Source organism: Streptomyces sp. NBC_01235 (assembly GCF_035989285.1).
Lineage (GTDB): Bacteria > Actinomycetota > Actinomycetes > Streptomycetales > Streptomycetaceae > Streptomyces.
In genome coordinates this window covers 2,835,428-2,851,981 of sequence record NZ_CP108513.1, presented here as the reverse complement: position 1 = coordinate 2,851,981, position 16,554 = coordinate 2,835,428, and the positions used below count along the sequence as shown (strand labels likewise).

Annotated in this window: 16 protein-coding genes; 4 read left to right on the top strand and 12 right to left on the bottom strand. The window is 72.0% G+C overall.

Features of this window, described 5'->3' with window-relative positions; all coding sequences use genetic code 11:
- Nucleotides 1–108 precede the first annotated feature (108 nt).
- Nucleotides 109–570, top strand: coding sequence for a GNAT family N-acetyltransferase (locus OG289_RS12275; protein ID WP_327314040.1), 462 nt, complete (start codon nt 109–111; stop codon nt 568–570).
- Between the two features lie 19 nt (nt 571–589).
- Here OG289_RS12275 and OG289_RS12270 read toward each other — a convergent pair whose 3' ends face one another.
- Entirely contained in the window at nt 590–724 is a 135-nt protein-coding gene (locus OG289_RS12270; protein WP_264927684.1) for a hypothetical protein, read from the bottom strand.
- 138 nt (nt 725–862) lie between these two features.
- Here OG289_RS12270 and OG289_RS12265 point away from each other — a divergent pair, with 138 nt between their 5' ends.
- The gene (locus OG289_RS12265; protein WP_327314039.1) at nt 863–1,483 is read left to right on the top strand and encodes a class I SAM-dependent methyltransferase; all 621 of its coding nucleotides are present in this window, start codon (nt 863–865) and stop codon (nt 1,481–1,483) included.
- Between the two features lie 5 nt (nt 1,484–1,488).
- Here OG289_RS12265 and OG289_RS12260 read toward each other — a convergent pair whose 3' ends face one another.
- Nucleotides 1,489–1,989, bottom strand: coding sequence for a DUF402 domain-containing protein (locus tag OG289_RS12260; RefSeq protein WP_327314038.1), 501 nt, complete (start codon nt 1,987–1,989; stop codon nt 1,489–1,491).
- Entirely contained in the window at nt 1,970–2,899 is a 930-nt protein-coding gene (locus OG289_RS12255) for a GNAT family N-acetyltransferase (protein ID WP_327314037.1), read from the bottom strand. Before OG289_RS12255 ends, OG289_RS12260 begins: the two co-directional genes overlap by 20 nt.
- Before the next feature lie 96 nt (nt 2,900–2,995).
- Between OG289_RS12255 and OG289_RS12250 the strand changes: the two genes are divergently transcribed.
- Nucleotides 2,996–3,364 carry a GntR family transcriptional regulator gene (locus OG289_RS12250; RefSeq protein WP_327314036.1) on the top strand — a complete coding sequence of 123 codons (369 nt, stop codon included), beginning with the start codon at nt 2,996–2,998 and terminating at the stop codon, nt 3,362–3,364.
- Here OG289_RS12250 and OG289_RS12245 read toward each other — a convergent pair whose 3' ends face one another.
- The 5 genes from OG289_RS12245 to OG289_RS12225 form a co-directional block, all read right to left on the bottom strand.
- Entirely contained in the window at nt 3,365–4,138 is a 774-nt protein-coding gene (locus tag OG289_RS12245; RefSeq protein WP_327314035.1) for a DUF72 domain-containing protein, read from the bottom strand. It abuts the gene before it with no gap.
- 89 nt (nt 4,139–4,227) lie between these two features.
- A complete protein-coding gene (locus OG289_RS12240) occupies nt 4,228–5,337 on the bottom strand; it encodes a DUF5925 domain-containing protein (RefSeq protein WP_327314034.1) in 1,110 nt (369 codons plus the stop codon).
- A gap of 153 nt (nt 5,338–5,490) precedes the next feature.
- The gene (locus OG289_RS12235) at nt 5,491–6,276 is read right to left on the bottom strand and encodes a polysaccharide deacetylase family protein (RefSeq protein ID WP_327314033.1); all 786 of its coding nucleotides are present in this window, start codon (nt 6,274–6,276) and stop codon (nt 5,491–5,493) included.
- Nucleotides 6,273–7,271, bottom strand: a complete 999-nt coding sequence (locus tag OG289_RS12230; protein WP_327314032.1) for a glycosyltransferase family 2 protein — start codon at nt 7,269–7,271, stop codon at nt 6,273–6,275. Before OG289_RS12230 ends, OG289_RS12235 begins: the two co-directional genes overlap by 4 nt.
- A complete protein-coding gene (locus OG289_RS12225) occupies nt 7,268–8,098 on the bottom strand; it encodes a glycosyltransferase family 2 protein (RefSeq protein WP_327314031.1) in 831 nt (276 codons plus the stop codon). Before OG289_RS12225 ends, OG289_RS12230 begins: the two co-directional genes overlap by 4 nt.
- A 623-nt stretch (nt 8,099–8,721) precedes the next feature.
- On the opposite strand from OG289_RS12225, the gene OG289_RS12220 reads away from it, so the two are divergent.
- Nucleotides 8,722–9,528: an SGNH/GDSL hydrolase family protein gene (locus OG289_RS12220; RefSeq protein WP_327314030.1), complete on the top strand. Its 807-nt coding sequence runs from the start codon at nt 8,722–8,724 to the stop codon at nt 9,526–9,528.
- A gap of 4 nt (nt 9,529–9,532) precedes the next feature.
- On the opposite strand, the gene OG289_RS12215 is transcribed toward OG289_RS12220, so the two are convergent.
- The 4 genes from OG289_RS12215 to OG289_RS12200 all read right to left on the bottom strand — a co-directional run bounded on the left by OG289_RS12215 (nt 9,533) and on the right by OG289_RS12200 (nt 16,423).
- On the bottom strand, nt 9,533–11,164 hold the full coding sequence (locus OG289_RS12215) for a serine/threonine-protein kinase (RefSeq protein WP_327314029.1): 1,632 nt from the start codon (nt 11,162–11,164) through the stop codon (nt 9,533–9,535).
- 60 nt (nt 11,165–11,224) lie between these two features.
- The gene (locus OG289_RS12210) at nt 11,225–12,931 is read right to left on the bottom strand and encodes a nickel transporter (RefSeq protein WP_327314028.1); all 1,707 of its coding nucleotides are present in this window, start codon (nt 12,929–12,931) and stop codon (nt 11,225–11,227) included.
- Complete coding sequence (locus tag OG289_RS12205; protein WP_327314027.1) at nt 12,928–14,766, bottom strand: tetratricopeptide repeat protein; 1,839 nt, start codon at nt 14,764–14,766, stop codon at nt 12,928–12,930. The genes OG289_RS12210 and OG289_RS12205 overlap by 4 nt, the downstream gene beginning before the upstream one ends.
- A gap of 148 nt (nt 14,767–14,914) precedes the next feature.
- On the bottom strand, nt 14,915–16,423 hold the full coding sequence (locus OG289_RS12200) for a DUF4331 domain-containing protein (protein ID WP_327314026.1): 1,509 nt from the start codon (nt 16,421–16,423) through the stop codon (nt 14,915–14,917).
- Between the last annotated feature and the right edge of the window lie 131 nt (nt 16,424–16,554).

Here is a 16,554-nt window from a genome sequence, read left to right as displayed (position 1 = left end):
CCGGAACCAAGAAACCGTGAAATCGCCTGCTGGGGGCGGTCGGTGGCGATCTTTAGGGTCGCCTTAAGGAAGTGCTGAGACTGGGATCAGGTAGGTAGCGTTCACGGCATGACGAGCGAGGAGATCCGGCCCGCGGCGGCGGCCGACGTACCGGCGGTGAAGGCCGTCACGGACGCGGCGTACGCGCACTACGTCGAGCGCATCGGGCGTGTGCCGCAGCCCATGGAGGCGGACCACGCGGCGAACGTGGCCGCGGGGAAGGTGTACGTGACCGGCGATCCGGCCGGCGGCGCGGTGGTCGGACTGGTGGTGGTCGAGGCGTTCACGGACCACCTGTTCCTCGACAGCGTCGCCGTCCACCCGGACGCCCACGGCAAGGGCGTCGGGCGGCGGCTGCTGCACTTCGTGGACGCACACGCGTACGCGCTCGGCCTGCCCGAGGTCAGGCTCTACACGAACGCGCTGATGTGGGAGAACCAGAAGATCTACCCGAGGTACGGCTACGAGTTCGTGGAACGTCGTGTGGACGGACCGTACGACCGCCTCCACTACCGAAAGCGGCTGGACTGACGGCGCCCGGCGGCGGGCGTCAGCCGTCCGGCCACCAGGTGCGTGCGATGTCCTTGCGCACCTCGGGGCGCCCGGCGGGCCGTTCGTCGGCCTCGTCGCGGATCCGGCGGGAGTCCGTCTTCTTCAGGGGCTTCTGCACGGTCGTACGGCGCATGGCTGCCTCCTTCAGGGCCACCGAGTTCCGCGTTCTCACGGAGGTAGACCCTTTCGGGGAGAGTTCCTCATCGCCCCCGATCTGTCAGTGGCGGCTGTCACGATTCGAGTGTCAGTGGTGGGTGTCACTCTTGGGCACATGGTGAAAAAGAGTGACGAAGCGAATCCGTCCGGTGTCGACTGGGACGCGGCGGCGCCCGCCTTCGACGAGGAGCCGGACCACGGCCTGCGCGACCCCGAGGTGCGCGCGGCCTGGGCCCGGCGGCTGCGCACCTGGCTGCCGGAGCGCGGTGGTGACGTTCTCGACCTCGGCTGCGGCACCGGCAGCCTGTCGCTCCTCGCGGCCGAACGGGGACACCGGGTGACGGGGGTCGACCTGTCCCAGCCCATGATCGACCTGGCCCGCGCCAAACTCGCCGGGCGTGACGCGGTGTTCCTCCTCGGTGACGCGGCGGCGCCCCCGGTCGGCGAGCAGCGCTTCGACGCCCTCCTCGTACGGCATGTGCTGTGGGCCCTGCCCGACCCCGCCCGGGCCCTGCGGCACTGGCGCGACCTGCTGCGTCCGGGAGGTCGGCTCGTGCTGGTCGAGGGCGTGTGGGGGACCGTCGCCCCGGTCGGCATACCGGCGGACCGGCTCACCGCCCTGCTGGCCCCGCTGACCGCGCACGCGCGCGTGGAGCGGCTGTCGCAGGACGCGGCGTTGTGGGGCGGGGCCGTGGACGACGAGCGGTACGCGGTGGTGGCGAGGATCCAGAGGTGAGGCCCTCACTTCAGCAGGGCCTCGAAGTCGCCGCCGCGTGCCAGAGCCTCCAGCTCGTTCAGAGCGGCCACGGCGGCGGTCGCGGCCTCCGGGTCCCTTTGCGCGAGCCCGCTCTCCTCGAACTCGTCCTCGTCCAGTCGGCGGACGTCCGTCCCGTCGGCGGAGCGCCACAGGTCCAGGTCGAGGTCCTCGACGACCAGCTCGGTACCGGACAGGATGGCCGGGCGGGTGATGTCGCAGTACCAGCCCTTCAACGCGCCGGACGCGGTGCGGACCTCCTTCACCGCGTACCAGCGGTCACGCCAGTAGTACTCCGTGAAGACGTCACCCGCCTCGAACCGTACGAACCCGAAGTCGCGTACGCCGTCACCGGCCCAGGGGGCGCGCACGGCGATCCGGGTGCCGTCGTCGGACAGCGGCTCGGCCGCGTAACGGATCTTCGTCCGGCCGCCCTTGACGAGGACGACGTCCACCGACCGCACCGGTTCAGCCGAGTTCGCGGACATACCGCACCTCCGTCGCGCAGATCTCGTAACCGAACCACTTGTTGATCGCGAGCATCGGCCCGTTGTCCGCGTCGTTGCCCGTGTACGCCTCCGTGTACCCCGCGGCCCGGGCACGGTGCAGGGAGTCGTTCTTGGCGAGCTTGGCCAGGCCCCGGCCGCGGTGGGCGCGGGCGGTGCCGGTCATGGCTGTGCCGTAGCGATCGGCTCCGTGGCTGTGGGCCACGCTGAAGGCGACGGGGCGGCCCTCGGCCACGGCGACCGAGGTCAGGTCCAGGTTCAGGTGGGGATGCTTCCAGTACTCGTCGACCCAGGCCTCGTAGTCCGTGAACTCGGTGTCGATGTCGCCCGGTTCGTCCGACCCCGCCTCCGCGTCCAGGGCGAACAGCGGGCGCGGGTCGTCGGCGAAGTCGGCGGCCGTGCGCAGCTCGACGCCGGGCGGGGGGTCCTGGAGCGGCGGCAGGGTGGTGCCGGCCAGGTCCAGGCGGAGGAAGTGGGCGCAGCGGCTCGCCCGGTAGCCCCGGCGCTCGGCGAAGGCACGGTGGCCCGGCTCGTCCAGGACCCAGCTGAACAGCCTCGTCGCCCCGTGCGCGGCCAGGTGCTCCTCGGCCGCGCGGACCAGCAGGGCGCCCGCGCCGCGTCCGGTGCGCGCCGGGTCCACGTACACGTTGAGCGAGCCCTGGCCGGGTTCCGGGCTGTCGTGGGCGAGCCCCACCTGGGCCGTCCCGATGATCTCGCCGTCCTCCACCGCCACCAGCCTGCGGGCGTGGGCGTCGGGGTGGGACCGGGAGAGGCCGTGCAGTACGGAGGCCGGGCTGAAGAACACGTAGGGCAGGGCGAGGTGCCGGACCTGGATGAAACCCTCGATGTCGGCAGGCGCGCCGGGGCGCAGATCGCGCACGATGACGGTCATGTGAGCGCACGCTACGGGCGGACGGCGCCCGTGTGCCTCCCGTTTTCACCGTCCGCCCGTGCCCCCGTTCTCCGGCGGGTGCGGGACAATCGGCGCGTGACCTTGAAGATCCACATCGATGAGAGCGCCGCGCCGTACGAACAGGTGCGGGCGCAGATCGCCGGGCAGGCCCGGTCGGGAGCGCTGCCGGTCGGGTACCGGCTGCCGACGGTGCGGGGACTGGCCGAGTCGCTCGGCCTCGCCGCGAACACCGTCGCCAAGGCGTACCGGGCGCTGGAGGCGGACGGGGTGATCGAGACCCGGGGGCGCAACGGCACGTTCGTCGCCGCGGCGGGCTCGGCGGCGGAGCGGGAGGCGGCGGGCGCCGCGCAGGCCTACGCCGAGCGGGTGCGGCGGCTGGGGCTCACCGAGGAGCAGGCGTCGGCGGCCGTGCGGGATGCCCTGCGGGCGGCCTACCAGGCGTGATCAGCCGCGCGCCGCGAGCGCGCGGGGAGTGCGGGTCACCGTCAGATCCGCCCGCTCCGCCGTCCTGCCGAACAGTGCCGCGTCCCCGACCGCCGCGCCGCCCAGGTCGTTGTTGAAGTACGCGTACACGTCGTTCCCGTCCTGCCAGGTCGTCGCGACGCGGTCGACCCAGGTCTCCAGGGCGTGCTGACCGTAGCGCGGCCACGGCTGGGCGCGGCCCTCGTGGAAGCGGACGTAGCCCCAGTCGGCGGTCCGCCACAGCGGGGTGGACGGGCGGGCCCGTACGTCGGCCCAGCACAGGGCCGCGCCTCGCGCTTCCAGCACCTTCCGCACGGCCGGCGTCCACCACGACGCGTCGCGCGGTTCGACGGCCACCCGGGCGTCGGACGGGAAGCAGGACAGACAGGCGTCCAGCAGCCCGGCATCGGCCCGCAGCGTCGGCGGTAGCTGGAGGAGGATTGGGCCGAGGCGGGCGCCGAGTCCGGCCGCGTGGGTCATCAGCCGGTGCACCGGCTCCTCGGGGTCCCGCAGCCGCTTGATGTGGGTCAGATAGCGGCTCGCCTTGACCGCGACCACGAAGTCCGACGGGACGCGCCCGGCCCAGGACGCGAACGTCTCCCGCGACGGCAGCCGGTAGAAGGCGTTGTTGATCTCGACGGTGGCGAAACGCTCCGCGTACTCCTCCAGCCACCGCCGCACGGGCACGTCGGCCGGGTACAGGACGCCCCTCCAGTCCTTGTACTGCCAGCCCGACGTGCCGACGTGCAGCGTCATACCTCCATCAAAACACCTGGGACCCGTCCCCGCCCCGGGGCCTGTCCGACCATTCCCGCCTGCCCGGCGACGCCTGGCAGACAGGCCCTCTAGAGGTACAGCCCCGCGTCCGACCGCCCCCGAGGCTCCGGCAGCGAGGTGGGGGACGTGCCCCGGCGCAGTGCGTACAGCTCCGCCAGCGTCGCGCCCTCGCGGCCGACGGCTTCCTCCCCGCCGACGGCCTCCCTGCCCAACCAGTCCACGGCCTCCCGCTGGGTCAGCGGGCCGACCTCGATGCGGGCCAGGCAGCGTCCGGGACGGACGACGGCGGGGTGCAGGCGCTCCAGGTCCTCGTTGGTGGTCACGCCGACCAGGACGTTGCGGCCCTGGCCGAGAAGACCGTCGGTGAGGTTCAGCAGCCGGGACAGGGCCTGGCCCGCCGTGTGCTTGGCCTCGCCGCGGATCAGCTCGTCGCAGTCCTCCAGGAGCAGCAGCCGCCAGCGGCCCTTGCCCGTGCCGTCCTCCTCGCCGATCGCGATGTCCATCAGATAGCCGACGTCGGAGAACAGTCGTTCGGGGTCCAGGACGCAGTCCACCTGGCACCACTCCCGCCAGGACCGGGCCAGCGTGCGCAGCGCCGAGGTCTTGCCGGTGCCGGGCGGGCCGTGCAGCAGGAGCAGCCGGCCCGCGATGTTCTCCGGGGTCGTCCCCATCAGGCTGTCCATCGCCTCGGCGACGGGTGCGGTGTAGTTGGCGCGCACCTCGTCCCAGGTGCCCGCGGAGATCTGGCGGGTGGTGCGGTGCGGGCCACGCCGCGGGGAGACGTACCAGAACCCCATGGTCACGTTCTCCGGCTGGGGCTCGGGTTCGTCCGCCGCGCCGTCGGTGGCCTCGTCGAGCACCTTCGCGGCCAGTTCGGCGGTGGTCGCGGTGACCGTGACGTCGGCGCCGCGGTTCCAGCGGGAGATCAGCAGCGTCCAGCCGTCCCCCTCGGCCAGGGTGGCGCTGCGGTCGTCGTCGCGGGCGACGCGCAGCACACGGGCCTGCGGCGGCAGCAGGGTCGCGCCGGAGCGTACGCGGTCGATGTTCGCGGCGTGCGAGTACGGCTGCTCGCCCGTCGCGAAGCGGCCGAGGAACAGCGCGTCGACGACATCGGACGGGGAGTCGGAGTCGTCGACGTTGAGCCGGATCGGCAGAGCGTCCTGTGGCTGGGCAGACATGCGGCCATGATCCGGCACACGGGCCCCGTCTGCACCCGGTTTCCGCAGTGCGCGTGGTGTGTCCGGTGTGTCGGGTGTGTCGGGTGTGTCGGGTGCGGCCGACAGGTCCGAGCGTTGGTGGGTGGCCCCGACGGGCTCCGCCGGGGCCACCTCTCACACCAGCCGCTGGAGTTGCCGGGTCCGCCGGACCACCGCGTACCCCTTGGTCAGCGCCCGGTCCCGGGCGAACGTACGGCCGATCGCACGGCCGTCGAGCAGCCGTTCGAACTCCGCGGTGTCCGTGGTGCGCCGTACCGTCACCCGCCGCAGGGCGTACGGCCCCTGGGCGCGGCGGGCGAGGGAGTTGCCCACGGCGAGCGCCTGGTCGAATCCGTGTCCGCGCACCGCCGCCCGCACCCGGCGGCTGGAGTAGCCGTACGGGTAGGCGAACGACACGGGCAGGGCGCCCAGTTCGTCGGCGACGATGTCCCGGCAGCGGGTCAGCTCGGCGCGCAGCGCCGCGTCGTCGAGCTGGTCGAGCTGCGGATGGGTGTGGCTGTGGCCGCCGATCTCGACGCCCGAGTCCGCCAGTTGGCGTACCTGACGCCAGTCCAGCATGGTGTCCAGGCCGCCGCCGGTGTCGTAGGCGCCCCGGATCCAGCCGGTGGAGACGAACAGGGTGGCCGGGAAACCGTGCTTGGCCAGGGCCGGGAGGGCGTGCCGGTGCACGCCCTCGTAACCGTCGTCGAAGGTGATCAGGACCGGGCGGTCCGGCAGCGGTCGGCCGTCCCGCCAGCGGGCCGCCAGGTCGGCGGTGGTGAGCGGGGTCAGACCCCGGTCCGCGATCACCGCCAGCTGTCCGGCGAACGCCTCGGGCGTGACCGAGAGCGTGCGGGTGGCGTCGCTGGGGTCGGCGGCGACCGCGTGGTACATGAGGATCGGTACGCGCGCCGGCGTCATGCGGCACGCTCCACGTCGTCCAGCGAGATCGGCACCACGGCGAACGTCGTCCCCGCCCGCCGCGCCCGCAGGCTGCCGACCACGTACCCGCCGGCCGCGGTCAGCACCCCGGCGACGATCGCGCCCGCCCGCCGGGCCCCGCCGGGCCGGCCCAGCAGCAGGTCGCGCAGTCCGCGGGCCACACCGGCCGGCAACACCCGGGTGGTGTACCGGCGTTCGGTCTCCAGCCCCTTGCCCGCGCCGACGCTGCGGGCGACGAGCGCCTTGGACAGGCCCTCGGCGTAGGCGCGCGTGCGGAAGTACCCGAAGCGCTCGCGCCCTTCGGGCACCTTGTGGTGGATCACCGCGCGGTCGTCCATCAGCAGGATGGCGTCGGGTCTCGCGTGGCTGAGCCGGATGCACAGATCCGTCTCCTCGCCGCCCATCGGGCGTTTGCTGCCGTCGCGTCCGATGCCGGTGGCGAAGCCGCCCACGAAGTCGAACGCGCTGCGCCGGAAGGAGGCGTTCCCGCCGAGGATGTTGCGTACCCGGACCCGGCCGGGCGGCAGGCCCCGGTACGAGCAGCCCACCACCCAGTCGAACTCCTCGGGGAACCAGTCGGGCCGCCGGCCGGAGGACCAGACGGGCACCGCCCGGCCGCCCACGGCGAGGACCCGGGGGTCGGAGTAGGGGTCGGCGAACCGGCGCAGCCAGTCCCGTTCGGCGACGGCGTCGTCGTCGAGGAAGGCGACGACCTCGCCGTGCGAGGCGGCGATGCCGGTGTTGCGGCCGGCCGACAGACCGCGGGGGCCCGCGTTGGGCAGCACCCGTACCTCGTCGGTCTCCTTGTACTCGCTTCTCAGCCGGTCCAGGAGGGTCGGGTTGTGGTCGACGACGAGCAGGGTCTCCAGGGCCGGGTGGGTCTGCGCCCGCACCGAGGCGACCGCCGCGAGGATGTCCTCCCAGCGGTTTTCGGTGTACACACAGATGACGACGGAGACGTCGATCGTGCTCAAGACACCTCTCCCCGGACCGAGTCGAGCATCGGCGAGCGGCGGGCCAGACGGCGCAGCGCACGCCGGTTGGACCGCTCCTTGAGGATCACCCGCAGGACCCGCAGCCCGTCGCGGACGGCGCGCAGGTTGCTGACGCCGTGGATGCGCAGGTACTCGTGGCTGGGGATCTCCTGGACCTTCAGCCCGGCCTTGACGACCCGGATGTTGATCAGGGTCTCTATCTCGAAGCCGGTGCAGTCGAGCTCGATCTCGTCCAGGCAGTGCCGCCAGAACGCGTTGTAGCCGTAGCACAGGTCGGTGTAGCGGGCGCCGAACTTGCGGTTGACGATGGCGCACAGGACCCGGTTGCCCAGCATGCGGATGAAGGTCATGTCGTCGGTGCCGCCGCCGTTGGCGAAGCGGGAGCCCTTGGCGAAGTCCGCGCCGGAGACGAGGGCCGAGACGTACGACACGATCTCGTTGCCGTCGGCCGAGCCGTCCGCGTCGACCATCACGATGATGTCGCCGCTGCACGCCTCGAAGCCGGTGATCAGGGCGTCGCCCTTGCCCCGGCCCTGCTGTCCGACGACCTTGACGCCGGGCCACAGTTCACGCGCGACCTGGACGGTGTCGTCGGTGGAGTTGCCGTCGACCAGGACCACTTCGTGGATCCAGTCCGGCAGGGTCTTGAAGACGTACGGAAGGTTCTCGGCCTCGTTCATCGCGGGGATGACCACGCTCACCGGTGGCGCGATGGCCAGGTGAGAGGAGATGGGCCGGTACTTGCCGACGGTCGACGGGCCTTCGAAATCCTGGCCCGAGGTCGCCGGCTGCAGAACGGAACTCATGAGTCTGGTCCCTCTCGTCCGGTGGGCCGCCCGCCCCTGGGCGGCCCGGAATTCACGTCCGGTTCGAAAGGGGGGTTTGGTTTCCCACCCACGGCAGCACGGCCACGGCCGTACGGCACGTCATGGCGGAACGCTCTCCGCGCACACCGGGTGAGCTGGCAAAGCTGACCGGCCACCGGCGAAAGACGGCAGCCGATTGCGCGGCACGGCCCGGTCACCAGTACGGTCACCGAGCTCGGCACCCCCCTACCGCGCTCCCGCCCCGGATGCCGCCGCGGTCCCTGAGCCCTCCCCTGGAGCCGTTGCCGACGGTCCGATGCGAGTGAGAAGTATGACGGTATTGATGAGTAAGCCCGGATGGCAAGCCCTTGGCAGGCCTCTCACCTTTTTGTTCGTTTGACCGTTACGGAATGGTGCGTCCCGTCGGGAACGGTTGTGCGGCCCTGAGGGAGAAGGGGGTTGAGGGGCTGTCGGCAAGCCTGATGTGGGCACGCAATATCGCGGGCGAAAAGAGGTTGTGAACGATCGCGTCAGGACACAGAAAGTCTTGGCATGGACACTTCCCGTCAACACGCGTAGTTGCTACGACGGTTGTGGCAGAGATCCTGCTAAAGGGAGGTTCCATGAGACGTTCCCGACTTGTCGTATTCGTCAGCTCACTCCTCCTCGCAGCCGGCGCCGCCCTCACCGGGGCGACGGCGGCACAGGCGTCCCAACTCGCCGCGACCGGCGGCTATGTGGCGCTCGGCGACTCCTACTCCTCCGGCGTCGGCGCGGGCAGCTACATCAGCTCCAGCGGCGACTGCAAGCGCAGCACCAAGGCGTACCCGTACCTCTGGAACGCCGCCCACGCCCCCGCCTCGTTCACCTTCGCGGCCTGCTCGGGCGCCCGGACGGATGACGTTCTGGCGAGTCAGCTCGGCGGCCTGAACTCCTCCACCGGCCTCGTCTCCGTCACCGTCGGAGGCAACGACGCGGGCTTCGCCGACGTCATGACGACCTGCGTCACCAGCTCCGACAGCACCTGCCTGAACCGCATCAACACCGCCAAGGCGTACGTCGACTCGACACTCCCCGGCAAACTCGACACCGTCTACTCGACGATCCGCGCGAAGGCGCCGGGCGCGCGCGTGGTCGTCATCGGCTATCCCCGCTTCTACCGGCTCGGCACGGTCTGCCTGGGCCTGTCCGAGACCAAGCGCTCCGCCATCAACAACGCGGCCGACCACCTCGACGCCGCGACCGCCGAGCGCGCCGCCGCCCACGGCTTCACCTTCGGCGACGTCCGCACCCCGTTCACCGGCCACGAGATCTGCTCCGGCAGCTCCTGGCTGCACAGCCTCAGCCTGCTGAACATCGGCGAGTCCTACCACCCGACCGCGTCCGGTCAGTCGGGTGGCTACCTGCCGGTCCTGAACAGCGCGGCCTGAGCCGTCACTCGGACGGCGAGGAGGAGGGGGAGGTCCCGTCGGTCGGGGCCTCCGTCTCGCAGGTGACCGAGAACGGCACCGAGTCGGACGTCACCTTCACCGGCTTCCGCACCTCGACGCCGATCGCGTTCTCGTACGTCCCGCTCTCCGCGTACGTCGACACGATCACCTTGTCCTGCTTGGACTTGCCCCCGCCCGACGGGAAGTCGAGCGTCTTCCAGGTCTGCCCGGAGAGCTCACCCTCCTTCGACACCCAGCGATAGGACACCGTCGCGGGCAGCCGCCCCACGGTGATCGTCGCCGTGAAGGCCGGCGCGTCGGCGTCCGGCGGCGGACAGGAACCGGAGTAGTCCGTGTGCGCGCCGGTGACGGTGACCGCGACGGTCTGCGCCGGGGCCTCGGAGCTCTCGCTCTCGCTCGGGCTCGGGCTCGGACTCGGCGGCTCGCTGGTCCTTTCGCTCGTCTCCGGCTGTGTCGGAGGCGAACTCAGGATCTCCGTACCGCTGTTGGTGACCCCACCGGTGCCGCCGCCGCTGCCGTCGTCGCGGTTCAGCAGTCCGTACGTCAGCCCGGCGACCGCCAGCGCCAGCGCGGCCACACCGGCGACCAGGACGACACCGGCGCGCCGGTTGCGTTCCGGCTCCGTCGAGGCGGTCGTCGCCGGGGCCGTCGTCCAGGGCTGGGGCGGGGTCGGAGCCGGCGGCTCCTGGCGCAGGGGCTCGGCGGGGGTCGCGGCCGTCGGCGGATAGGGCGTGTACGGCGAGTACGGCGCCTGTGGCGTCGTACGGGTCGTGTCCGCGCGCGGGTCGCCGCCCGCCGCGACGATCCGCAGGTCCCGCTCGGCCACGTCGGCCGGCAGCCGCTCGGCCGGGTCCTTGCGCAGCAGCCCCTCGATCACGGGCGCGAGCGGCCCGGCCCGGCGCGGCGGCGGCAGTTCCTCGTCGACGATCGCGCGCACGGTGCTCAGCGGAGTGTCGTACCGGAAGGGGGAGTTGCCCTCGACCGCCGCGTACAGCAGCACGCCCAGCGACCACAGGTCCGACTCGGGCCCCGGCGTACGCCCCAGCGCGCGCTCCGGCGCGAGGAACTCGGGGGAGCCGATGACCTCGCCGGTCATGGTCAGCGCGGAAGTGCCCTCGACGGTCGCGATGCCGAAGTCGGTGAGCACCACCCGGTCGTCGTTCGACAGCAGCACGTTCGCCGGTTTGACGTCCCGGTGCAGCACCCCGGCCTCGTGCGCGGCCCGCAGCGCGGACAGCACCTCGGCGCCGATGTGCGCGGCCCGCGCCGGTTCGAGAGGCCCCTCGGCGTCCAGCAGCTCGGCGAGGGAGATCCCGCGCACGATCTCCATGACGATCCACGGCCGCCCGTCCTGAGTGGCCACGTCGTACACCGTGACGACGTTCCGGTTCGCGACCCGGGCCGCCGCCCAGGCCTCGCGCTCCAGCCGGGCGTACATCCGCTCGACGTCCGAGGCGGCCAGCCCGTGCGGGGCGCGCACCTCCTTGACGGCGACCTCACGGTGCAGCACCTCGTCATGGGCCCGCCACACCGTCCCCATGCCGCCCTCGCCGAGCGGGGTCAGCAGGCGGTAGCGGCCCGCGATCAGACGTTCACTGCCCGGTTCTTCGGACACCGCGCCCCCATTCCGCTCTTCGTATCCGGGCGAAAACCTCCGCAACTCCACAAACGTAGCTCAGCCGAGGACGGATGCGGCCCCCTTGAGCACCAGTCCGGCGCCGAGGGCGACGACGAGGAACGCGGACCACAGGGGCATGTTGCGGCGGACCAGCGTCACGGCCGGGTGGGTGGTCCAGCGCGGCTGCCGGTCCATGAGGCGGGTCGCCCCCGCACCCAGCCTGACGACGGCGAAGCCGGCGGCGGTGAGGGTCAGCGCGAGCCCGACGCCGTACGCGACGACGAGCAGCAGCCCGAACCAGGCCTGCCCGAGCGCCGCCGCGCCGACCAGCACGACCACGGCGGACGGACTGGGGACCATGCCTCCGGCGAACCCGAGCAGGATCGTGCCGCGGAGGGTGGGGGCGACGGCGTGGGTGTGGGTGTGGCCGCCGTGGGTGTGCGTGTGGGTGTGGCCGTGCTGGTGGTCGTGGTCGTGGTCGTGCTCGTGGTGGTGGTGATCGTGGCCGTGGTCGGGGTCATGACCGTGGTCCTGGGCGGGCTCGGCGCTCTGATGGGCATGCGTGTGCGGGGTGGGGGCGCCGACGAGGGCGAGTTGACGGGCCGGGGGTTCGGAAGGCGCGTGGCTGTGAGTGTGCCCATGGTCATGGCCGTGGTCATGGCCGGGGCCGTGATCGTGCCCATGTCCGTGTCCGTGCCCGTGCCCGTGCCCGTGACCGGGTCCACGGTTGCGCCAGGCCCGTCGGGCGAGGCTCGCGCCCGCGAAGAGCACCAGCGCGCCGCTCGCCAGGCCCAGCCAGGCGATCACCGAGGGCGCCGCGGCCGAACCGGCGGTGACGAGGAGGCCCAGGGCGACGACGCCCAGGGTGTGGGTGATGGTGACGGAGGCGGCGAGCGGGAGGACGTCCTTCATCCGGGCCTTGCCGCCCCGGGCGGCAGCCGTCGCGGCCATGATGGTCTTGCCGTGGCCCGGGGCGACGGCGTGCATCGCGCCGAGGCCGACGGCGATCACCAGGGCCAGCGCGGCGAAGCCGAAAGTGAGGTGCTGCCGGGCGACCAGGTTGTCCAGGGCCCGTGTCCAGCGGTCGGCGCCGCGCGGCAGCACGGACGCGGCCGGCGCGTCCCGGTTCTCCTCGACGAGGGCCGCGCCCCCGGGCCGCACCTTCACGGACGCGGTCGAGGTGTCCGCCGGGGAGGAGAGCAACTCCTTGGGATAGCTGGTGAGTTCGCCCGAGACCGACTTCTTCGGCACGTCGGAGCCGGTGAGCGTCATGCGGTCGCCGCGGGCGGTGACCTCACGCCAGCCGGGGCCGCTGGAGGCGCCCGCGCTGTGGAAGCCGAGGGTGATGGTGTCCCCGTCGGACGCGTCGGGCAGCGGGGCCGTCAGCCGGCACTCGACGCGCAGCGTGTCGAGCCCCGCCTGGCCTGGCCGTACGACCGCCTTGCTCGTGCCCGCCGTGAGGGGGACGGCACCGCCGTCGACGGTGAGCCTGCTGCCGCTCGCGGCCGTCGCGCACCGCTGCCGGGCCCACTCGGTCATCCCGAGCCGTTCGATGTCCGGCTTCGCCTGGGTCGCGGGGATCTCGGCGAGGTCCTCGACATGGTCGACGCGGAGCTGTCCGGGGGCGGCGACGAGACCGTCGTAGCGGTTGACGGTGAAGTTGCCGAGGGGGTGCGCGCTCGCGCCGGCGGAAGGAACCAGCACGAGCGCGCAGCCGGCCGTGAACACGGCCGCGCAGGAGGCGAGCAGACGACGGGAAATCACTTGCTCGCCTCCAGCGTCTTGAGTGCCGTACGCGCCTCGCGGGCGCCCAGCGGGGAGAAGCCGGGGTTCAGCTTCAGGGCGGCGGAGAGGTGGGTACGGGCGTCGGCGGGGTGACCGGTGGCCTTCTCGATCACACCGCGGTGATAGAGGAAGGACGCGTTGCGGTAGCCGGTGGCCGTGGCCTGCCGGGCGTAGGGGAGGGCCTCGGCGTCCTTGCCGTTGACGTGCAGGGCCCAGGCGAGGGCGTCCGCCGTGTGCACGGTGTGCCGGCGGGACCAGTCGTCGCGGGCCGCGCGCAGGGCGGTCGCCCTGTCGCCGTGGTCGGCGGCGGCGAGCGCGGTGTCGAGGTCGGCGTTGACGCCGTTGGCGCGGGCGATGGCGGTCCACGCGTCGACCAGGGCGTACTGGTCCTCGGCCTTCGCGGTGTCGCCCTCGCCGCCCCGGGCCTCGTACAGCTCACCGAGCTCGACCAGCGGGCCGGGGAGCGGATAGCGGGTGACGATGAGCTCCAACCCCTTGATGGCCTCGGCCTGTTGACCGCCGGCCGCCTGGGCGCGGGCACGGCCCTCCAGCGCGGGGAGGTAGTTCTCGTCGGCGGCCAGGGCGCGGGCGTAGTGGGTGAGGGCGGTGGAGTAGTCGCCCTGGTTCCAGGCCAGTTGGCCGAGCTGCGAGGCGACGTAGGCGATGTCGCCGGGGGAAGTCGAAGCGGCGAGCGCCCGGTCCAGGACGCGGCGGGCGGTGGTGACGTCGCCGCGCAGCTCGTGGACGTAGGCGTAGCGGGTGAACACCGGTACGCCGGGCCGCCGTTCGTCGGCCGTCCGCACGGCCTTCTCGGCGTCGTCGTAGCGGCCGAGTTCGACGAGGGCGTCGATACGGGAGCACAGGGCGCGTTCGTTGTAGGGGTTCTGCTTCAGCGCCTGGTCGGCCAGGGTCAGGGCGTTCGCGAAGTCGTGCCGGGCGGCGGCGAGGGCGGCCCGGCCGGCGAGGGCCTGGTCGTTGTCGGAGCGCAGGGAGAGGGAGCGCTTCAGGGCCTGCTCGGCCTGCGGGTAGCGGGAGGGGTCACCCTTGGTGCGGGCCTGCTCGACGTAGGCGAGTCCGAGGGTGGCCCAGCCGCCGAAGTCCTTCGGCTGCACGCGGAGATGGGCCTGGAGGGCAGTGATGCTGGAGTCGAGGTCACCGCTGGCGAGCAGCCCCGGGGAGACCGCCGCGGCTGTCGCCACGGGCACGTCCTGCCCGTCCCGCGCCGCCCCGAGCGCGATCGCCCCGGCGGTGAGCGCGACGGCCAACATGGCGGCGCATGCTACGAGTTGGACACTCCGCCATCGTCGGCCTGCGGCGCCCACACGACGAACGGCGGCCACGCGCTCTTCGACGCCGCCGTCGCCCTCGAGGCCGGCATCCGCACCGGCGCCGGCGTCGGCTCCGGCGTCGGCAGAGAGAGTACGGGGGCCCGTGGCCTTCGAGGCGTCGTTGGCTTCCGTCCCCGCCGGGCTGCCCACGGTGGTGGCCCCGTCGGGGGCGGTGTCCCCGGGCGCGGTGTCCGTGGGACCGGTCCCCGCTGGGGCTTGGACGGCTTCGGCCTGCGCCGGGTCGTCCCCGCCGGCCGTGTCCTCGGCAGTCGCGTCCCCGGTGGCCGATTCCGGCTCGGTGTCCCCGGCGACCGAGCCCCTGGGCTTCGCCTCGACCACGTCGCCCACGACGGCGTCGTCCACGAGGGACGCATCCTCGGGCGCCTGCCCGGAGTTCGGGACCGGTCGGTCTGAAGCCGGTGCCGGTCGGGCGGGGGCCGGGTGCTCGGGCCGCTCCGGTTCGCCGTCGTTCGTCCGCGGGGACATGCCCTCTCCTAGGTCGCCTGGGGTGGATCAGCCTGCTCGCGTGGGGGTGGCGCGGCCCGCGCCGTGGGGGATGAGTACGCGGGCCGCGCCAGTCTGTGGGGTGGGCCGGGGAGCGCAGGATTCTCCCCGGCCCGTTCAGCAGGAGGGCCTAGTAGGCCCGCCGCCGTCCGCGCCACCACATCAGGCCGCCGCCGATGAGGAGGATGCCCGCCGCGCCGGCGCCCGCGGAGGACGCGATCAGCGCGGTGTTGTCGTCGGAGCCCGTGAGGGCGTCACCGAGCTGGCTGCGGACGTCGGCGCCGCTCTTGGCGGTCGCGCCGCGCGAACCCTCGGTCGGCAGGGCGACGTACGGGAAGGACTTCTCGAAGTCCTTGTCGTTCTTGTCGACCGCGTCGCCGAGGTCGTTCTTGGAACCGACCAGCTCACCCTCGACGACCTGGAGCGAGGCGTCGATCACGTCGTCGGTGAGGCGGCGGCCGTTCGGGAAGCCCGCGTTGTCACCGTCGAGGACACCGAGCCGCTTGGGGCTGGCGGTGGGCTTGATGGAGGTGTTGAGGCGCAGTTCCTCCGAAGGCGTCACGTACGGCGGCTGGTTGAGGCCCTTGACGCCCTTGAGGAACACGTCGACGAGGTCGTTGCGCGGCTCGGCCGGCGCCTTGATCTTGTAGATCGCCTCGATGAGCTTCGGCAGCTCGGGGTTGGTGACGTTCTTCAGGAACTGGCCGTCGTCCTTGGGCTCGGACGCGTTGAACTTGTCCTTGTCCTTGATCGGGTTGACGACCTCGTTGACCAGCGGGCTGCCCAGGCGGGAGACCTGCGTGTAGTAGCCCTCGGCGTTCTCGCGCTGGGTGGTCGACCAGACACCGACGATCGGCTGGTGCTTGGACTCGGCGATCATGTCCGTCGGGACCTGCAGGGCGATCGAGTTGACGTTGTAGCCCTTGAGCGTGTCGTTGCCGACCTCGGAGAGGTCGCCGCCGTACAGCAGGTCGAAGACGCGCAGGTCCAGGAAGAACGGGTCGTCGGCCTGGCCCGCGAAGGTCTTGGCGCCGTTGGGGAGCTTGTAGATCGCGTGGTCGCGCAGCATCGAGTAGTGCGGCATCGACGCCTTGCCCACGTTCGACGGCGCCACCGGCACGTCGTCCGCGAGCTTCGTCTTGTGCTCGACCTTCCCCTTCTTCGACTTGATCAGTTCGAGGTCGTACGTCTGCGTGATGTTCAGGTCGGGGTCGTCCAGGCTCTCGACCACGCCGGTGTTGTAGAGGAACGTCTTCTTGTTCTTCGTGTGGGTCTTGAAGGTGTAGCGGAAGGTCAGGTCCTCCTTCGCGTCACCGTTGTTGTCGATCTTCAGGTCGTACTGGGCGTCCTCGGCGAACGGGAAGAAGTTCGGGCCGCCGGCCGGCTCCTCGAACGGGATCCAGTTCGCGACGATCGTCGTCGTGTCCGGGTGGTCCGGGCTGACGAAGGCGTACACGTCCGTGTTGTCGTACTGCGGGGTCCCCGAGATGAGAGGGGCCTCACGGTGGCTGGAGGCGTAGGCCGCCCCCGGGGCCAGCGTGGCGGCGCCGGCGGCTGCGAGCCCCCCGGCGGCCAACGCACCGCATATGAGGGTCGCGACGCTCCTGCGTCCGTTGCCGCTCCGCGAGATAGCTGTCATGCCGTCCGTCCTCTGTGCCAACTTGCCTGACGGACAGTGATACGGAGCGGAGGGTGGGTTCGGATTGGTCGAATCCAAAAAACTTTTTATTTTCTGCTCACCCGCGTTTCCGGCCCGCTGATCCGTACCAC